Annotated in this window: 16 protein-coding genes; 11 read left to right on the top strand and 5 right to left on the bottom strand. The window is 69.2% G+C overall.

Going from position 1 to position 17,510, the window contains the following annotated elements:
- Positions 1 to 20: 20 nt before the first annotated feature.
- Complete coding sequence (locus tag QHF85_RS04345) at positions 21 to 2,375, top strand: radical SAM protein (RefSeq protein WP_281325759.1); 2,355 nt, start codon at positions 21 to 23, stop codon at positions 2,373 to 2,375.
- On the opposite strand, the gene QHF85_RS04350 is transcribed toward QHF85_RS04345, so the two are convergent.
- Positions 2,308 to 3,162: a hypothetical protein gene (locus QHF85_RS04350; RefSeq protein ID WP_281325760.1), complete on the bottom strand. Its 855-nt coding sequence runs from the start codon at positions 3,160 to 3,162 to the stop codon at positions 2,308 to 2,310. The genes QHF85_RS04345 and QHF85_RS04350 overlap by 68 nt on opposite strands.
- A gap of 127 nt (positions 3,163 to 3,289) precedes the next feature.
- On the opposite strand from QHF85_RS04350, the gene QHF85_RS04355 reads away from it, so the two are divergent.
- The 6 genes from QHF85_RS04355 (at position 3,290) to QHF85_RS04380 (ending at position 6,369) form a co-directional block, all read left to right on the top strand.
- A complete protein-coding gene (locus QHF85_RS04355) occupies positions 3,290 to 3,643 on the top strand; it encodes a hypothetical protein (RefSeq protein WP_281325761.1) in 354 nt (117 codons plus the stop codon).
- On the top strand, positions 3,631 to 3,996 hold the full coding sequence (locus QHF85_RS04360) for a hypothetical protein (RefSeq protein WP_281325762.1): 366 nt from the start codon (positions 3,631 to 3,633) through the stop codon (positions 3,994 to 3,996). Before QHF85_RS04355 ends, QHF85_RS04360 begins: the two co-directional genes overlap by 13 nt.
- Before the next feature lie 77 nt (positions 3,997 to 4,073).
- Entirely contained in the window at positions 4,074 to 4,478 is a 405-nt protein-coding gene (locus QHF85_RS04365; RefSeq protein WP_281325763.1) for an encapsulin-associated ferritin-like protein, read from the top strand.
- A gap of 3 nt (positions 4,479 to 4,481) precedes the next feature.
- Entirely contained in the window at positions 4,482 to 5,291 is an 810-nt protein-coding gene (locus QHF85_RS04370; RefSeq protein WP_281325764.1) for a family 1 encapsulin nanocompartment shell protein, read from the top strand.
- 72 nt (positions 5,292 to 5,363) lie between these two features.
- Entirely contained in the window at positions 5,364 to 5,693 is a 330-nt protein-coding gene (locus QHF85_RS04375; protein WP_281325765.1) for a hypothetical protein, read from the top strand.
- A gap of 19 nt (positions 5,694 to 5,712) precedes the next feature.
- The gene (locus QHF85_RS04380) at positions 5,713 to 6,369 is read left to right on the top strand and encodes a hypothetical protein (RefSeq protein ID WP_281325766.1); all 657 of its coding nucleotides are present in this window, start codon (positions 5,713 to 5,715) and stop codon (positions 6,367 to 6,369) included.
- A gap of 38 nt (positions 6,370 to 6,407) precedes the next feature.
- Here QHF85_RS04380 and ggt read toward each other — a convergent pair whose 3' ends face one another.
- A complete protein-coding gene (gene ggt, locus QHF85_RS04385; protein WP_281325767.1) occupies positions 6,408 to 8,324 on the bottom strand; it encodes a gamma-glutamyltransferase in 1,917 nt (638 codons plus the stop codon).
- Positions 8,325 to 8,408: 84 nt separating this feature from the next.
- Positions 8,409 to 9,242: a UDP-3-O-acyl-N-acetylglucosamine deacetylase gene (lpxC, locus tag QHF85_RS04390; protein ID WP_281325768.1), complete on the bottom strand. Its 834-nt coding sequence runs from the start codon at positions 9,240 to 9,242 to the stop codon at positions 8,409 to 8,411.
- Positions 9,243 to 9,388: 146 nt separating this feature from the next.
- Between lpxC and QHF85_RS04395 the strand changes: the two genes are divergently transcribed.
- Positions 9,389 to 10,339, top strand: coding sequence for a diacylglycerol kinase family protein (locus QHF85_RS04395; RefSeq protein WP_281325769.1), 951 nt, complete (start codon positions 9,389 to 9,391; stop codon positions 10,337 to 10,339).
- Between the two features lie 63 nt (positions 10,340 to 10,402).
- The gene (locus tag QHF85_RS04400; RefSeq protein ID WP_281325770.1) at positions 10,403 to 11,611 is read left to right on the top strand and encodes a 2-dehydropantoate 2-reductase; all 1,209 of its coding nucleotides are present in this window, start codon (positions 10,403 to 10,405) and stop codon (positions 11,609 to 11,611) included.
- Here the strand turns inward: QHF85_RS04400 and QHF85_RS04405 are convergent.
- Positions 11,606 to 13,204 (bottom strand): hypothetical protein, encoded by a 1,599-nt coding sequence (locus QHF85_RS04405; protein ID WP_281325771.1) that lies wholly within the window; start codon positions 13,202 to 13,204, stop codon positions 11,606 to 11,608. The two genes, QHF85_RS04400 and QHF85_RS04405, sit on opposite strands and share 6 nt — an antisense overlap.
- A gap of 182 nt (positions 13,205 to 13,386) precedes the next feature.
- Positions 13,387 to 13,530, bottom strand: a complete 144-nt coding sequence (locus tag QHF85_RS04410; RefSeq protein ID WP_281325772.1) for a hypothetical protein — start codon at positions 13,528 to 13,530, stop codon at positions 13,387 to 13,389.
- Positions 13,531 to 13,614: 84 nt separating this feature from the next.
- On the opposite strand from QHF85_RS04410, the gene QHF85_RS04415 reads away from it, so the two are divergent.
- Both QHF85_RS04415 and QHF85_RS04420 read left to right on the top strand, forming a co-directional pair.
- Positions 13,615 to 15,531: a hypothetical protein gene (locus tag QHF85_RS04415; RefSeq protein WP_281325773.1), complete on the top strand. Its 1,917-nt coding sequence runs from the start codon at positions 13,615 to 13,617 to the stop codon at positions 15,529 to 15,531.
- 39 nt (positions 15,532 to 15,570) lie between these two features.
- Positions 15,571 to 17,310 carry a carbon starvation CstA family protein gene (locus QHF85_RS04420; protein WP_281325774.1) on the top strand — a complete coding sequence of 580 codons (1,740 nt, stop codon included), beginning with the start codon at positions 15,571 to 15,573 and terminating at the stop codon, positions 17,308 to 17,310.
- The last annotated feature ends 200 nt before the right edge of the window (positions 17,311 to 17,510 follow it).

Below are 17,510 nucleotides of genomic sequence, written 5' to 3' on the forward strand. Positions count from 1 at the left end.
TCCCTTATACGATACGGCGGATGTCTCGCATCGCGATCGTCTTCCCTCCGATCCGCGTCTCGCGCGACTTCATCGACTACCCGTACTTCGCCGACCTCGGCGCCCTCCAGGCCGCCGCGGTCCTTCGCGCGTCGGGCTTCGAGGTCGACCTCGTCGACGCGCTCGCGATGGAGGGCGCGACGCTCGCGAGCCACGACGACGACGCGGGCCACGTGTGGCTCGGCGCGCCGCTCGGCAAGGTCCTCGCGCGTGTTTCTCCCGAGGCCGACGCCGTCCTCGTCGCGTACACGCCGTTTCACAGGCCGCCCTTGCGCGACGATCTGCTTGGGAAGCTCCTCGCTGGTCTCGCCGCGCATCGTCCGGATCGTCCCCTTGTCTTGGCAGACCTCTACCAGAGCGGCCAGCACGTCGTCGACGTCCCGTCGCGCGAGATCCTCGCCGCGTACCCCGAGGTCTCCGCCTTGATCCGCTACGAGGCCGAAGGCGTCCTCGCACAGGTTTTTTCCGATCTCGTTCGACGAGGCCGGCCGGAGGAGCCGTTCGCCACCGTCCCCGAGGAGCCGCCGCGCCTCGACGACCTGCCCTTGCCCGCGTGGGACCTCGTCGATCTGCCGGCATATTTCGCCTTCCACGAGGCCATGATCCGCGGCCTCGGTCGCCCTCACTGGGCCTTCCCGATCGACGGGCAGAGCGCGCCGATCCTCACGAGCCGCGGCTGCCCCTACCGCTGCGTCCACTGCTCCTCGAACCCCACGGCCCGCAAGGACGGCGAGCTCATCGCGCCGAAGACCCAGCGCCGCTACAGCCCCGCCTACCTCGACCGCCTCCTCGGTGACCTCGCCGCGCGTGGCGTGCGTCGTGTCCACCTGCTCGACGAGCTCGTCAACGTGAACGAGCGGCACTTCGACGCCGTGCTCGACCTCGTCGAAAAACACGATCTGCGCTTCGAGATCCCGAACGGCGTGCGCGCCGACTACATCCTTCCGCGGCACGTCGAGGCCATGAAGGGCCGCTTGACCACGCTCAGCGTGAGCGCCGAGAGCGGCGTGCAACGCGTCGTCGACGAGGTCGTGGACAAACAGCTCGACCTCGGGGCCATCCGGGAAGCGGCGAAGCTCGCGCAAAAAGCCGCGCTCCCGATGCTCGTGCACTTCATGATCGGCCTGCCCGGCGAGACGAAGCGCGACATCAACGGCACGCTCGCCTTCGCGCTCGACCTCTTCGAGGAGACGGGCGCGTTCCCGAGCGTCCAGTTCGCCACGCCCCTGCCCGGCACGCGCCTCGGCGCCGAGGCGAAGAAGAAGGGCCGCGCGCTGCCCGTCGTGAGCGACTGGGGCCCGCGCTTCCAGCAAGCGCCGACGATCGAGACCGACGCCTTCACCGAGGACGACCTCCGCCGCTTCAAGTGGACGTTCGATCAGCGCATCGGCGCCTCCGAGGGCCCGAAGAAGGTGATCATGAACGTCACCTACAAGTGCAACAACCGCTGCACGTTCTGCGCGACCGGCACGCGCACGCAGTTCGACGGCGACCTCGACCGACAGCGCGAGTTGCTCGTGAAGTACCGGAAGCTCGGCGTCACGTTGCTCGACTTCGACGGCGGCGAGCCCACGCTCAACCCGAACCTCGTCCGTCTCGTCGGCTTCGCCCGCCGCATCGGCTACGAGCGCGTCAACGTCACCACGAACGCGCGCATGTCGAGCTACGAGGACTACGCGAAGAAGCTCGTCCACTCGGGCGTCACCTCGATCCTCACGAGCATCCACGGCCCCGACGCGCAGACCCACGCGCAAAACGTGGGCGTCGCCGAGGCCTTCGATCAGACCGTCGCGGGCGTGAAGAACTTCGTCCGCCTTGCGCCGCCCGGCGTCGAGCTCGGCGCGAACATCACGCTCACGAAGTCGAACCACAAAAAACTCCACGACGTCGCCGCGCTCGTGTTCGACCTCGGCCTGCGCTGGTTCAACATCCAGTTCCTCACGCCGTTCGGCCGCGCCACGAGCTCGGTCTGCCCCGACACGAGCGCCGCCGCGAAGGAGACGATGCGCGTCATCGACGACTTCCGCGATCGCATGAAGATCCAGGTCATCAACCTGCCGTTTTGCTTCATGCCCGGCTACGAGGCGTTCCTCCTCGGCGACATGCTCAAGCTCGAACGGCACATGCTCTTCGTGAACAACGAGGAGGTGAACCTCTTCGAGTACCTGCGCGAGCGCCGCGTGAAAAAGCCCGTCTGCGAGGCGTGCCCGCACGAGGTGTTCTGCGGCGGCTTCTACGAGCTCGAGGACGTCCCCGAGCCGACGTGGCTCATCCAGCCCGAGGATCTCGTCCGTCCGATCGCAGCGGATGTTCCGCGACCGTTCGCGCGCCCGTGAAGAGGCCCTTCGCGACCACGGCCGCGACGAGCACCACGAGGCCAGCGACGCGCAAGGGCCAGCCGAGGTAGAGCACCCAGCCGTCGTGCTCCAGGCTCACGAGCGCGAGCGAGAGCCCCACGAGCCCCGCCACGATCTCCGTCACCCGGCTCCGCGCGTTCTCCTCGCTCGCCTTCGGCGCATGCGAGAGCGCGTGCAGCAAGAGCCCCGCCACGGCCGCGATGATCCACGGCCGGATCGAGGCGATGCGCGCCTCGCCCACGAGGTCGAGCGAGAGCGCGCCGCCCACGGTCGCGAGCGCGCAGCCGGCGAGCGAGAGCGCCGCGACGGGCTTGCTCTTCGGCCCCGTCACGTGTTCGAGCGCCTGGATCGCCACCACCATCGCGAGCGGCACCGTGTGCCCCGCGATCGCCAGCACGATCGTCGGGTTGAGCTCGCCCGCGCGCGCGAGCGAGGCGACGGCCGTGCCCTCGCCGGCCTGATGCAGGAGCACCGCGACGTACCCCATGACGAGCGTGGGATCGTCCGCGTGCGCGCCCCGCTGCGGCGCGAGCCGCTCGATCAGGAACGGCACGAGGAAGCCGGCCGCGGCGGCCGCGAGCGCCAGCCAGCCGGCCTCGGCGATGGCCTCGGGCAGGAGGTGCAAGAGTGCGATCGCGGCGGACGCGACCATCGCGAACGTCCCGAGGCCCGGCATGACGCGGTGCCCGTGGTCGCGCCAGATCGCAGCGATGCCGCCGAGAAGGACGGCGAGCGCGAGGACGGCGAGCCCGACGGGGAGGGACACGGCGCGCGTCGTAGCATGAATTCGGGCCGGTCCGGTCGAGAGCCTTCTTCCCTCGCGGTGTGTCCCGGACAAGTGTACTGTCGGGCCCGTTCGTCGACGGAGCGCCGAGCGGCGCGTGGGAGGATGGATGAACCCGGCAGAACGTGGTTTTTTGTCCGTGATCGGGGGCGTCGGCAGCGGCGTGCAGGTCCTGGTGGCCATCGCGGTGCTCGTGCTGGGGATCGTCCTCGTGCGGCCCGTGAACCAGAACGCGGGGGTCGTCTTCGCGGCCGCCGGGGGCGTGCGGCTCTTCGGCCTCGTGCTCGATTTCCTCCTCGACGCGATGACGGTGAAGGGCGACGCGTTCATGTTCATGCACGCCATCGGCACCGTGATCTGGCTCGTCACGGGCACGGTGTTCTACGGCGGGATCGCGTTCGGGTCGTACAAGCTCGCCGAGACGCGGCAGCAGCCGAAGGGCGGTGGGGCATGGGCGGGCTGAGCGGACTTGGGATGGGCCTGCTCGGCATGGCGAGCTCGGGCGTGCTCACGCTGCTCGGGGTCGCCCTCGTCGCCGTGGGCCTCGGCACGGTGAAGAAGACGCATGCCGCCGCGGGGTATTGCCTCGCGGGCGCGGGGGCGATCATGTCGTTCGCCTCGGTTTTGCGTCAGCTCGTGAATTTCTCGCTGAGCTTCGCGGGCGCGGGACTCGGGACGCTCTACACGCTCTCGCAGGTCCTCACGACGCTCATGCACATCGTCGCGGGCGTGCTTCTGCCGGTGTCGATTTTCCTGCTCGCGAACGCGGTGAAGCAGGGAGCCGGACAGACCCAAGGACCGCGCATCCACTACTGATTTCGGGCCGCGCCTGCTCGCGCGGCGTTTGCCCCCGACGCTCCGCAACTCGCGCCCGGATCCAGCATCCGAAGGGCATGGGCAGCGAGACCTACCACGAGCCATACGACGCCCTGTCGCCCGCGGCTCGCGACATGCACCGAGCGCTCTGGTCCCTCATCGAGGAGCTCGAGGCCATCGATTGGTACGCGCAACGTGCCGAGGTCACGGACGACGCGGAGCTTCGTGCCGTCCTCTTGCACAACCGTGCCGAGGAGATCGAGCACGCGATGATGAACCTCGAATGGATTCGCCGACAGGACTCCCTATTCGACAAGAATATCCGCACCTATTTGTTGAAGGACGTCCCGATCACGGAGATCGAGGCGAGCGAGGAAGGAAAAGCCGCGGCCCTAGGCGAAAGCGAGGGCGCGGACGCGTCGCCGCCCGAGCGAGGCGGCCCGGGTCGTGGGCTCGGCATTGGCAGCTTGAGGGGGAGGTGAATCGTGGCCCTGGATCTGCTTCGTCGTGACCTTGCACCGATCCTGCCCGAGGCCTTCGCGCTCATCGACGCGGAGGCGCGGCGCGTGCTCCAGTTGAGCCTCGCGGCGCGCAAGCTCGTCGATTTCCGCGGGCCGTTCGGCTGGGGGTATGCCTCGGTCAACACGGGCCGGCTTCGCCCGCTCGGTGAGGGCCCCGTGCCCGGCGTGTCCATTGGACAGCGCACGTCGCAGCCGCTCCTCGAGCTGCGCACGCCGATCGTGCTCGACCTCGCGGACCTCGACGCGGCGGCGCGCGGCGCGGACGACCTCGACATGTCCGCGGTGGTGCAGGCGGCCGAGCGGATCGCGCGGGTCGAGGACGGCGCCGTTTTTCATGGATATGCCGAGGGCGACATCCACGGCATCGTGCAGAAGAGCCCGTATCCGCCTGTGCGCATCCCGAGCGTCCCTGCATTTCCGGCCGCGGTCGTGCAGGCGAAGGAGGTCCTCCGGTCGGCCGGCGTGACGGGCCCGTACGTGCTCGTGGCGGGCTCGCGTGAATACGACGAGCTCGCGGCGGGCTCGGACGACGGCTATCCGATCCTGAAGCGCATCGAGCGACAGATCATCGATCACCCGGTCGTGTGGGCGCCCGCGCTCTCCGGCGCGGTGCTGCTCTCCGTGCGCGGCGGCGATTTCGAGCTCACGGTCGGGCAGGATCTCTCGATCGGATACGCGTACCATGAAAAACAGCGGGTCGAGCTCTTCCTGACCGAGTCGTTCACGTTCCGCGTCCTCGAACCGCAGGCGGCCATCGTTCTCCGCCGCGGCTAGATCCCGCCCTTCCGTTCCCCCGCGCCCTCGTGTACGGTGCGCTGCCGCCCGAACGGCAGGAACACCGGCCTCATGCAAATCCACACCCCGCGCGCCTTCGCCGCGCTCGTCCTCGCCTTGTCCATGCTCGCCGTCGGGTGCTCGAAGGAAGCGAAGGCCAAGGCGACGCTCGAAAAGTACGAAGCGGTGTTCCGGGTTTGCAAGGACGAGACGGAGAAGGCGAAGCTCTCGCCCGGGGAGCATCGTTGCTCGCTCGTGGCGAGCATCGCCGTGGATCTCGGCCTCGAAGAATCGGGGCTCGAGGAGGCGAAGCGGCGCGAGCTGCTCTCGGCCTGGCTCGAAAAAAAGGGATTCGGGGCCCATTATTTGCCGCCGGAAAAGCGGCCCAAGGAAGAGCGCTGAGGCGCGAGAAAGGTTTGTCATGTCCGAGGAAGGGATCGACGATCCGCGGAGCGTCCTGTCGCTCGCCGCGAACGAGCTCGGCGCGGGGCAATTCGAGGAGGCGCTGAAGCGCGTGAAGGCGCTCCAGCCGTCGCTCGCGGCCGTGCCCGACCTGCTCGCGCCCTCGCGCGCGCTCGAAGCGCGGGCGCTGGCGAGCCTCGGTCGCGAAGAGGAGGCGCTCGCGGTGCTGGATCAGGCGCAGAAGGACGCCCAGGCGGCGAACCTGACCGAGCACGTCGAGGGCCTCGGGCGTCTGCGCGCCGGGCTCGCGCAGGCATTCGAGATGGAGCGGCTCGCGTCGATGTCGGCGGATGATCTGGAGCGACAAGCCGAGGATCCGGCCCAGCGCGCCGTGCTTTTTTCGAACAAGATCGTCGCGGCGCTCTCCGTGGGCGACATCGAAGGCGCCCGCGACCTCTTGCCGCGCGCGCGCGCGGCCGCCGAGCAGGCCGAGGATCCGGCTGCGCTCCTGCCCGTGCTGCTCGCGACGACGCAGCTCTGCGTGGCGACGAACGACGTGAAGACGGCGACGCGCGCGCTCGAAGCGGCCCGCAAGGTCGCCGAGGTGCACGAGCCGGACGCGATTCCGCTGATCGATGAAATGGCCGGGTATCTGCTGCAAGATCCCGAGGCCTGAGCTTCCCCGGGATCCCGCAGAGGCGCGGATTCAATCCCTCATTTCGGCTCCACCACCATCGCGCTCCCGCCATTGCGGCGCACGGGCTCCGCGACGGCCGTCACCGTCCCATCGTCATTCAAACGAATCGCCGTCGCCGCGCCGATGAGGCCCGCGTCCGAGAACGCATGCCCGCGCGCCTGGAGCGCCGTCGCCTCGGGCGAGCTCATGAACAGCGGCTCGGCGCTGCTCGTGGCGTTCGGCGCGTTTCGTTGCGAGACGCGCGGCGCGGCCAATGCCTCGTCGATCGGCATCTTGAAATCGAGGTGGTTCACGAGGATCTGCATCACGGTCGTGATGATGGTCGCGCCGCCGGGCGAGCCGAGCGCGAGCACGGGCGCGCCGTTCGCGAGCACGATCGTCGGGCTCATGCTGCTGCGCGGCCGCTTGCCCGGTTCGAGCACGTTCGGGTGCGGCGTGTCCGGCGTGGCGGGGATGTTGAAATCGGTCAGCTCGTTGTTCAGCAAGAACCCGCGCCCCGGCACCACCATGCCATTGCCGCCCTCGTATTCGATCGTGCAGGTATAGGAGACCAGGTTCCCGAAGGAATCGGCCACCGTGATGTGCGTGGTCTCCGGATCGAGGTCGGCGGGCGATTCTCCGGCGGAGACCCAGGCCGGCGGCTTCGGCTTCGCGCCGCTCGGATCCATTTGATGCGCGAAAGGATTGCCCGCGGGCTTCGCCTCGACGGAGGCCATCGTCGGATCGAGGAGGGCCCGCCGCTCGGCCGTGTACGCCGCGGAGAGCATTCCCTCCACGGGCACGTTCACGAACTCGGGATCGCCCATGAAGGTATTTCGATCCGCATACGTGAGGCGGGAGGCTTCGAGCCACAGGTGCAGGAAATCCGCCTTGCTCATGGAAGCCGCATCGAATCCGTCGAGCAGGTTCAGCGTCATGCCCGCGGTGAGCCCGCCGCTCGAAGGCAAACCGACGCCGAGGATCGTGAGCCCGCGATAGGTCGTTTGCACGGCGGGGCGCACGCGCGCCTCGTAGGCCGACAGGTCCGAGACCGCCATGAAGCCCGGGCGAGGTACGATCGTCGCGTCCGCCGTGAACGGCGGGTTCGTCACGGTCGCGACGATGTCCTTGCCGATGTCGCCGTCATAAAAGACCGCCGGGCCATTCTTCGCGATGAGCTCGTACGTCGCGGCGAGGTCGGGGTTCGTGAAGATCGATCCGACGGGGAAGGGGTCGCCGGCTGCGTTCAGAAAGAGCGCGCGCGTGCTCTGGATCTGCCGGAACCGATCGATGTTGCGCGTCGTTTGATCGAAGAACGTCGGGTCGACATCAAACCCCTTCTTGGCCACGAAAATGGCGAGCTTCAGCGCGTCGGCGAGCGGGAGTTTTCCATAACGACGCAGCGCCTCGTCCCAGCCGCGCAGCGTGCCGGGCACGCCGACGGAGAGGCCGCTCGTGAGCAGATCGTTGAATGCAATGGGCGCGCCGTTCTCGTAATACGCCGTGTGCTTCATTCCCTGCGGCGTCGTCTCGCGGTGATCGATCACCACGGCCTGCTTCTTGTCGGCGAGCCATACGAGCATGAACCCGCCGCCGCCGACGCCGCACGAGAATGGATCGGTCACGCCGAGCATCGCGGCCGCGGCGACGGCCGCGTCGATCGCATTGCCGCCGGCCTTGAGCGTCTCGATCGCGGCCCACGTTCCGCGGTGATCCACCGTCGCCGCGGCGCCGCCCTTGCCGACGGCGGTCGGCACGAACATCGTCGGCGGGACCGGATCGGGCGGAGGCTCCGCGTCGGCCGGGGCATCGGGCCCCGCGTCCATCGGTTCGCCCCCCGCGCCGCCGCCGCCGCCGCCCGCGTCCGGATTCGTGGTGGGAGGGGTCTGCTGCGAATCGAGCGAGCAGCCGAGGAGCGTGGCCGTAAGAAGAAGAGCGAGACTCGTGTGACGCATGGCGTCGAGGAGAACATGGCGGCAGCGGCGAATCCATCGGGAAATGCTGAATTCGTGGGCACCGTCCTGGACGCGGAGGCTCGATCAGCCCCCTTCGGAGAGCCGCTGCGCGAGCCGCACGTGCAGCGCGTGCCCCGCCTTGAACGCGAGGTAATGCGCCCGCGGCAGCGGATCGAGGAGCGCCAGATCTCCCACGAAATCGAGGAGCTTGTGGCGCGCCGGCTCGTTCGGGAGGCGCAGCGGGCCGTTCAGCCATTGCGTCTCGTCGCAGACGAGCGCCGCGTCGAGGCTCCCGCCCGCGAGCAGCCCCCGCGCCTGCATCGCCTGCACGTCCGCGAGGACCCCGAACGTCCGCGCCGGCGCCACCTCCGCGAGGAATCGCTCGGGTGAGGCCACGAACGAGGCCCATTGCTCGCCGATCGGCGCCGCGTCGAACGCGATTCCACAGGAAAACCTCAATTCCAGCGCGGGGATCGCCGCGACGAACGCGTCACCGCTCGAAGGCACCCAGATCGGCGCCTCCAGGACCGTTTCGAGCCGCGGCGCATACGCTGCCGACAGCCCCACGCGCGCGATCGCCTCGGCCCACGGCAGCGCCGAGCCGTCGAGGATCGGCACCTCGGGCCCCGTGATCTCGATGCGCGCGTCGTCCACGCCCATCCCCGCGAGCGCCGCCAGCAAATGCTCCGGCGTCCGCACGGACGCCCCTGCATTCGCGAGCGTGGTCGAGCGCGTCGTATCGACGACGAACGCCGCGCGCGCCCGGATCACGGGTTCGCCCGGCAGATCCATCCGCACGAAGAAACGGCCCTCGCCCGCTCCGACGGGGCGGATTGTCACGTCCGCGTGCGCCCCCGTGTGCAGGCCTCGCCCCGCGATCACCACGTCTTCGGCTACGGTTTTTCGCTGGTCGACCATTGTTCGCTCGCGGGCCCCTCGCCTCGATCGTCGCCTTCGTTGTCTGGTGGGAGGCGCGAAAAACATTTCGCGGCGCGCCCGAGAGTGGAGAACGAGGCCGGTTCGATCTTGTGGCGCGCGGTCATGTCATGGCAAGGGTTACATCGATGAAGCCGCTTCTCATCGTGAACCCCCAGTCGGCGGGAGGGAAGACGGGCGCGCTCTTCGAGAAGATGCGCGGTCCGATCGAGCGCCACCTCGGGAGCGTCGACGTCGTGTTCACCGAACGTTCCCGGCACGCGGTCGACATCGCGCGCGACGCGGCGAACGAGGGGCGGGAGATGGTGATCGCGGTGGGCGGCGACGGCTCGATCCACGAGGCCGTCTGCGGGCTCATGGAGGCGCGCGAAGGCGGCAAGAAGCTGCCGAAGTTCGGCATCCTTGGCGCCGGCACCGGCGGCGACTACCGGCGCACGCTCGGCCTCGAGAACCGCCTCGATCGTTATTGCGAGGCCATCGCCGAGGGCAAGACGCGCGCGGTCGACATCGGCCGATTCTCCTACGCGACGCACACCGGCGAGAAGAAGAGCTCTTACTTCGTGAACATCCTCTCGGTCGGCATGAGCGGCCTCGTCGATCAGCTCGTGGCCGAGTCGACGCGCACGCTCGGCGGCACGATGGCCTATTTCACGTCCTCGGTGAAAGGCCTCGCGCAGAGCGTCGTGGGCCGCGTCAAATGCACGATATGGCGGGAGGACGGCTCCCGGGAGGAGACGATCGAGACGCGCTGCCTGGCGATCTGCAACGGCCGGTACTTCGGCAGCGGCATGCAGGTCGCGCCGATGGCGCACCCGGACGACGGGCTCTTCGACGTCGTCGACCTCGGCGCCGCGTCGCGCCTTCGTTTTTTTCTGGTCTCATCGCGAATGTACACCGGCACGCACGTGCACTCGCTCGACGTGAAGCACTACCGCTGCGAGCGCATCCAATTGGAACTTTTGAACGAGGACGTCGCGGATCGTTTCCTGCTCGACGTCGACGGGGAGCCGCTCGGCCGCTTGCCGCTCGAGGTCGAGATGGTGCCCGGCGCCCTCGAGGTCTTCGTCCCCAAGCAATAATGCGTCGCGGCATTGCAGAATTGCCTCGCGCAGCTCTGCATTCGATGTAGAATCGAAAGTCCCATGAGCCAAGACGGCGTCTCGAGCGGCGCGCGATCCTCTGGACCGCGCTTTCTTGTCGTTGGATGCGGCGGTATCGGTGGCCTCGTGGCCGCGCACCTGTTCGCGGGTGGGCACGACGTCACGGCGCTGACCACGAATGCACGGATCGCGGACGCGATCAATACGAAGGGCCTGCGCGTGCTCGGCGAGAACAGCCCCGGCACCGTGCGCGGGCGGGCGATCCCCGAGCTTCCGCCGGGCACCGAGCCGTTCGATTACATCCTGCTCGCCACGCAGCCGCCGCAGGTGGAGGAGGCCGCGCGCTCCGTGCTGCCGTTCCTCGCGGAGACGGGCGCGATGGTGACGTTCCAGAACGGCCTCTGCGAGCCGCGCCTCGCGCAGATCGCGGGCCCGGAGCGCGTGCTCGGCGGCGTGGTCGCGTGGGGCGCGTCCATGGTCGAGCCCGGCGTGTACGAGCGCACGTCCCCCGGAGGGTTTGTCCTGGGCCGCATGGATGGGCAGCCCGACGACAGGCTGTATCCGCTGGCGAAGGCGCTCGGCTCGATCGGCGAGACGATCCTCACGGACAACCTGGCCGGCGCGCGCTGGTCGAAGCTCGCGATCAACTGCGCGATCACCTCGCTCGGCGCGCTCGGCGGCGACCGGCTCGGCGCGCTCTTGCGCCATCGCTTCATTCGTCGGCTCACGCTGGAGATCATGACGGAGGTCGTGCTCGTGGCGCGCGCTTCGGGCGTGAAGCTGGAGAAGGTCTCGGGCACGCTCGACCTCGACTGGATTGCGCTCTCCGACGCCGATCGTGTCGCCGTCGCCTCGCCCTCGCTCTTCGCCAAGCACGCCATTTTGCTCGCGGTCGGCACGCGCTTCCGCAAGATGCGCTCGTCGATGCTCGCCGCGATCGAGCGCGGCCGCCCGCCCGCGGTGGATTTCTTGAATGGGGAAGTCTCGAGCCGCGGCCTCTCGCTCGGCATCGCGACGCCCATCAATGCGGCCGTCCAGGCCGAGGTGCACGCGCTCGCCGCGAACCGGACGCCGCCCTCGCTCGCGCTTTGCCGCGCGCTCTACGAGCGGACGCGCTCGCTCGTGAATGCGCCGTTCTCGATCCCGCCGCCCCCCGCGGAGGCGGACCCGGCCGCGCTCGACCCGGAGATCCCGCCTCCGCCGCGCAAGGCGACGGTCCGCGCCACGTCGCCCTCGTCGCTCGAGTTATGACGTGACGCCGAGCAGCCGCTCGGCGGCCGGATAGATCGGACGGATATCCACGGGGATATCGCCGAGCTTGCCGAGCGCGCGCGAAAGCGGCTCCGACATCACGCCGTATTTCGACAGCATGGCCCGCGCGCCTTCCTTGTCGCCGCGGGCTTGCACGAGGAGGATCTCGCCGAGCAGCGCGCGGATCGCGCCCGGCACCTTTTCGTGGTCGATCGAGAAGAGCCCGCTCGCCGCATCCTCGCGGATCACGCCCTTTTCCATCAGCCAGTGGAGCTGGAGCGCCGTCCCTTTGCCGTGCGCCTCCTCGATTCCGAAGCGCGTCGCGCGGAACATGCCGGCGAGGAACGTGGAGAAGAGCGCGGACCGCCCCTCGGCCGGCAGGACACCGCGATCCATCAAAAAGAGGAGGTTGTAGATCCCCATCACGTCCGCCTTCGCCTCCTCGAACGGCGAATGCAGCTCCTCCAGGCGCAGCCGCACCTCGGTGGAGGCGCCGTCCACGACGATCCGGCCGGGACCGAGGCCGTGCGAGAGCTCGTGCAAGAGCGTGTGATGAAAGAATGCGTCGGCCGAGAGGCGCGCGAGCTCCTCGGGCGCGAGGACCCGCGCCGCGATCGGCTTCAGGATCCCCTCGAATTTGGCCTTCATCACGTTGCGGAGCAGGACGTTCTTGCTCCCCTTCGCCTCGCGGACCCGCTCATCATTGGGGAGGTTGAACGCGAGCGTCTGCACGCCGGCCCGCGTGTCGCCGGCCGAATACACGAGGTCGGCCACGCGGATCGGCGAATCGGTGCCGCGGTTCGGGTTCTTGTGCGCGTCCGGAATCGGGAGGTTCTGCTCCATCGCGGGCAGCTCCGACTTCAATCGCGCGAGCGTGCTACTTGCGGACGGATCGATCACGGTCACGAACGAGGTGAACGCGGCCTTGTACCCGAAGAGCCGGTCCTCGTAGGTCTCGTACGGGCCGATCGTGACCTCCACGCGGCTCTCCATGTCCATCCAGGCGAGGTCACTCTCGTAATACTCGTCCGCCCCGAGCGATTTCCCCACGGCGCCGAGGTACCGCCGAAGCCCGGCGTCCTTCGTCGTCGCCGCCGCCTTTTCGAGCTCCGCGACGACGGGCCCGAGGAACGACCGGAACGCAATCGAATACGGAGTCGTGACGAGCCCTTTTTCAGAGCGCCGGACGAGCGTGTAGAGGCTCCGGAGCGCGTCCGCCTCGGCCGGATGCGCGGCGATCCTCGCCTCGAATTCGTCCTTCGTCATGTCGACCGGGTAATACCCTGCGCCGGGCGGCCTCGGCATTTCGCCCACGAACGGCTCCTGATCGAGCCGATCCCAGGGCCCGGCCGACAGATCGAAATACGCGAGCGCGTCCTTCGCGTGCGGCGACGTCTCCTTTGCCAGCGCCTCGCGCATGTCCGGCGCCTCGGCGAACGATTGCCGCAGGAAGATCGCGTCGATCGGCAAGGACGCGCGGACGAGGTGGAGGAGCACCTCGCGTTCTTCCGGCGCGAGCGCGTCGAGGTCGGCGTCGATGGGCGTGGGCACGAAGCGCGCGAGGCGCGCCGAGACGTCGGGCAGGATGTGCATGGCTCCTGCCGGGAGGTGTAGCGGCGTCAGGGCGCCTTGGCGAGACTGCTCCTCGCACTTCGGCCCGAACGAGCTCGTCTCCTCGTAATGGTCCCCAGCCGCACGTCGTTCACAAATGGGGGAGCGTCGCAGCGCCTCGAAAGGGTCGACGCCGCGGCGCGTTCACCGATCGGTCGTGGTCTCTAGCGCGACCACTGCGACGACTGCTGATTGTTTTGCCGAGCCGCGCATCCGCAGCCGGGATCGGCCGCGGGAGGCGGCGCCCGGTGCGAGCAGCCGGCGAGGAGACCCGAGAGCGCGACGAGAGCGACGAGGAAGTGACGCATGCATGCATCGTTTCCGAGCCGATGCGGCAGGTCAAGCGCCCGCGCTTTTCTCGGGGTGCGCTTCGGCGATAACCTCCGTTTCGCATGGGACGAAATGTTGGGCCCCGCATCCGCCGCGTGGTCCTCTCCAAGGAGGGCCTCGCCCACGTCGAGCGGCGCGGCAGCGCAGACGGCAGCTTCGAGTTGCCCTTCGGCCGCGCCGAGCTCGGCGAGGTGCTCCGATCGCTCGTCGTCTGGGTGGAGCGCGGCGAGGGGCGAGCGACGGCGCTCGCCTTCGACGCGCCCGAGGACCCGGACGCCGCGCTCGCCGAACGAAAGCTGCGCTTCGAGCCAGGGACGACGCTGCGCGGCATCGTGCACGCCGCGCGAGGTCGGCGCGTGCGGGCCTTCGGCGGCGACGGGCCGATCGAGGGCGAGGTGCTCGGCTTCGAGGAGTCGACGAGCGGGCAAGGGCCACGCAGGTGGCTGCTTTTGCGCACGGGCGCGGGGCAGATCGAGGTCGTCGACATGGCGTCGGTGCGGCAGATCGAGCTCGCGGATCCCGCGCTGCAAGGGAGCCTCGACGTGCTCGTGAACCGCGGGCGCGCCTCCGCGGGCGGGGATGGTCGCACCGTGCGCGTGGTCCTCGCAGGCCGCGTGGAGGACGTGCGCGTGCTCTACGTCGTGCCCGCGGCGCCGTTTCAGCTCTCGTATCGGCTCGCGCTCAGCGGCGCGGAGGCGAGGCTTTTTGCGTTCGCGCTCGTGCAGAACCCGCTCGACGAGGATCTCGACGACGTGGAGCTCGTGCTGTCGTCCGCGCAAGCCGCCGCGGCGTCGAGTGATTCGTACGGGCGCGGAGATCGGCGGAGCGACGACGAGACCGAGAACGCCACGAAGCTCGAACGCACGCGGAGGGCCCACGGCCAGCCGGCGACGATCCGCGCCGCCGCGCCGATCGGCACGCTCGTCGCGCTTGCGGGACGGCCGCCGGAGCGCCTCGACGAAGCCGACACGATGGACACCGAGCAGGCCGCCGCCGAGCTCGCCGCCGCGGCCGCCGCCGAGCCGAGGGAGTGGGTCGCCGAGGGCCCCGTCTCCATTTCGCGCCGCGGCGCCGCGATGATCCCCGTGCTCGCCGCGAGCGTCCGCGTGCGCAAGGAGCGCCTCTTCCGCGAGGGCGCGGGGCCGAGCCCCGACCTCGTGCTCTGCTTCGACAACGACACCGGCGTGCGCCTCGAAGAGGGCCGATGCGCGGTCTACGACGACGGACGTTACGTCGGCGAGTCCGCGGTCGGGGCCGCGGCGCGCGGCGCGCCCGTGCGCGTCTCGTTCACGAAAGACCCCGGCGTTCGTTGCCACCGCACGAGCCGCAAGGACACGACCTTCGCAGGCCTCGTCTTCGAGGCGGGCGGCCTCATCGAACAGCGGCGCATCGAGGAGCGCCACGCGTTCCGCGTGCGGAGCGATCACGCGACGGTCGTGGACGTCGCCATCGAGATCCCGCGCAAGGACGGCCGCACGCTCACCGGCGAGGGCATCGCGCCGATCGCGGAGACGCTCCGTGCCGCACGTTTCCGCGTCGAGGTCCCGCCGCGCGGCGAGGCGACGCTCGAGGTGCGCGAGGCGTGGACCGAGTCGACGCGCCTGGCCTACGAGTCGATCGAGGCCGGGCACATCGAGGCCTGGCGTTCCTCCGGGCGGGTCGACGTTTCGCAGCTCGACGTTCTTTCCGAGCTTTCCCGCAACGTCGAGGAGGCGGCGCAGCTCGAAGCCGAGCGGGTGCGGCTCGATCACGAGCTCGTCGAGATCTTCACCCGGCACGGAAAGATCGCCGAGCAGCTCGCGGTGCTGCGCGACGCGGGCGCGGAGGGGGCGCTGCGGGCGCGGTACGTGAGCGAGCTCGACGCCATGCAGCAACGCATCGGCCCGATGGAAACGGAGATGCGGCGCCTGCGGGACGAGGCCGACACGCGAAGGCGCTCTGCACAGCGAGCGCTCGCGAGCCTCGCGCGGAGCTCGTAACGCGCTTCGACCTACGCGGCGTGGCCGTATACTCGCCGCGTGCTGCCCCTGCTCGCGCTCGGCGTCATCGTCGTCCTCACCGTCGGCTACTTCTCCTACGGTCGCCTCATCGCGCGGAACTACGTGCTCGACGACGCCAAGGAGACGCCCGCGGTGCGGCGCGCGGACGGCGAGGACTTCGTGCCGACGAAGCCCTTCTACCTGCTCGGACAGCACTTCAGCGCCATCGCCGCGGCGGGCCCCATCGCGGGCCCGATCCTCGCGGCGCAGATGTTCGGCTGGGTGCCGTGTGTGCTCTGGATCGGCTTCGGCGTGATCTTCATCGGCGCCGTGCACGACTTCTCCGCGCTCGTGGCGAGCGTGCGTCACGAGGGCGAGAGCGTGGCCGAGATCGTCCGGCGGCAGCTCGGCCGGCGCGCGTGGCTGCTCATCCTCACGTTCATCTGGCTCGCGCTCATCTACGTGATCGTGGCCTTCGCCGACATCACGGCGAGCACGTTCGTGGGCAAGACCGAGGAGTTCGAGGGCGGCAAATACAGCTTCAACCCGGGCGGCGCCGTGGCCGCGGCGAGCACGATGTACCTCGGCCTCTCGGTCCTGATGGGCCTCATCGACAAGCGCTGGAAGCCCCCGCTCTGGCTCACCACGATCATCTTCGTGCCCGCGACGCTCGGCGTCGTCTGGCTCGGCACGAAGGTCTCCACCTCGTTCGTGCTGCCGTTCGAGAACCCGCAACGCGCGTGGGGCCTCGGCATCCTGGTCTACTGCTTCATCGCCTCGCTCTTGCCTGTGTGGCTGCTCCTGCAGCCGCGTGGCTACCTCGGCGGATTCGTCCTCTATCTCGCGCTCGCCGTCGGCACGATCGGCCTCTTCTTCGGCGGCTTGCGTTATCCGGGCGAGTTCGACATCCGCATGCCGGCCTTCAAGACCTTCGACGCCGGCGGCCCCTTCGGCTCGCTCTTCCCGTTCCTCTTCGTGACCATCGCGTGTGGCGCCTGCTCGGGCTTCCACGGCCTCGTCTGCTCCGGCACGACCTCGAAGCAGATCGCCAAGGAGTCGCACACGCACCCCGTGGGTTATGGCGCGATGCTGCTCGAAGCCTTCGTCGCCATCATCGCGCTCACCACGGTCATCACGCTCGCGCCAGAAGGAAAGCTCCCCGGCCCCGGCAAGATCTACGGCGACGGCGTCGGCCGCTTCATGACCGTGATCCTCGGCAAGGAGCACTTCCTCTTCGCCGCGACGTTCGGCGCGATGGCCTTCTCCACCTTCGTCTTCGACACGCTCGACGTCTCCACGCGCCTCGGCCGTTACGTCCTCGAGGAGCTCTTCGGCTGGAGCAAGAAGCGCAAGGCGGGCGCGATCGCCGCGGCGCTGACCCTGGTCCCCCCCGCGTACTTCGTCGCCACCGCGCGCCCGCCCGGGCCCGGCGTGCGGCCCGCCTACCTCGATTTCTGGACGCTTTTCGGCACGAGCAACCAGCTCCTCGCCGCGCTCACGCTCCTCGCCGTCACCGTGTGGCTCCACCGCGAGAAGCGCCGCGTCTGGTACACGGCCGTGCCCATGGTCTTCGTCATGACCGTGACCCTCTGGGCGCTCATCGCGCAGATCCGCCACGCCTTCGGCACCATCCGCGAAGGCGGCTTCTCCTTGAACACGGCGACGATGAACGGCGTCGTCGGCGTGCTGCTCGTCGGCCTCGCGATCGCGCTCCTCATCGAGTCGTCCCGGGCGCTCCTCGGTCGGACGCCCGCGCCGGCCGAGACGCGAGCGAGCTGAGCCCCCGGCGCCGCCCATTTCCCTGCGATCCCCGCTGTTTCGGGTCCATGTCGCTTTTCTGGAACCCGCCCCCGATCTCGCTGTCGTTAGGTACGTGGACGCGATGCTGAACGCCGGATGAGACGCGAGGACGCCCTGGAGAGGGCATCCGACGAGTCGCCCGCGTAGCAGAGCTTCACGAAAACAGACGAGAGCGATCC

It is taken from the genome of Polyangium sp. 6x1, assembly GCF_029946515.1.
GTDB lineage: Bacteria > Myxococcota_A > Polyangia > Polyangiales > Polyangiaceae > Polyangium.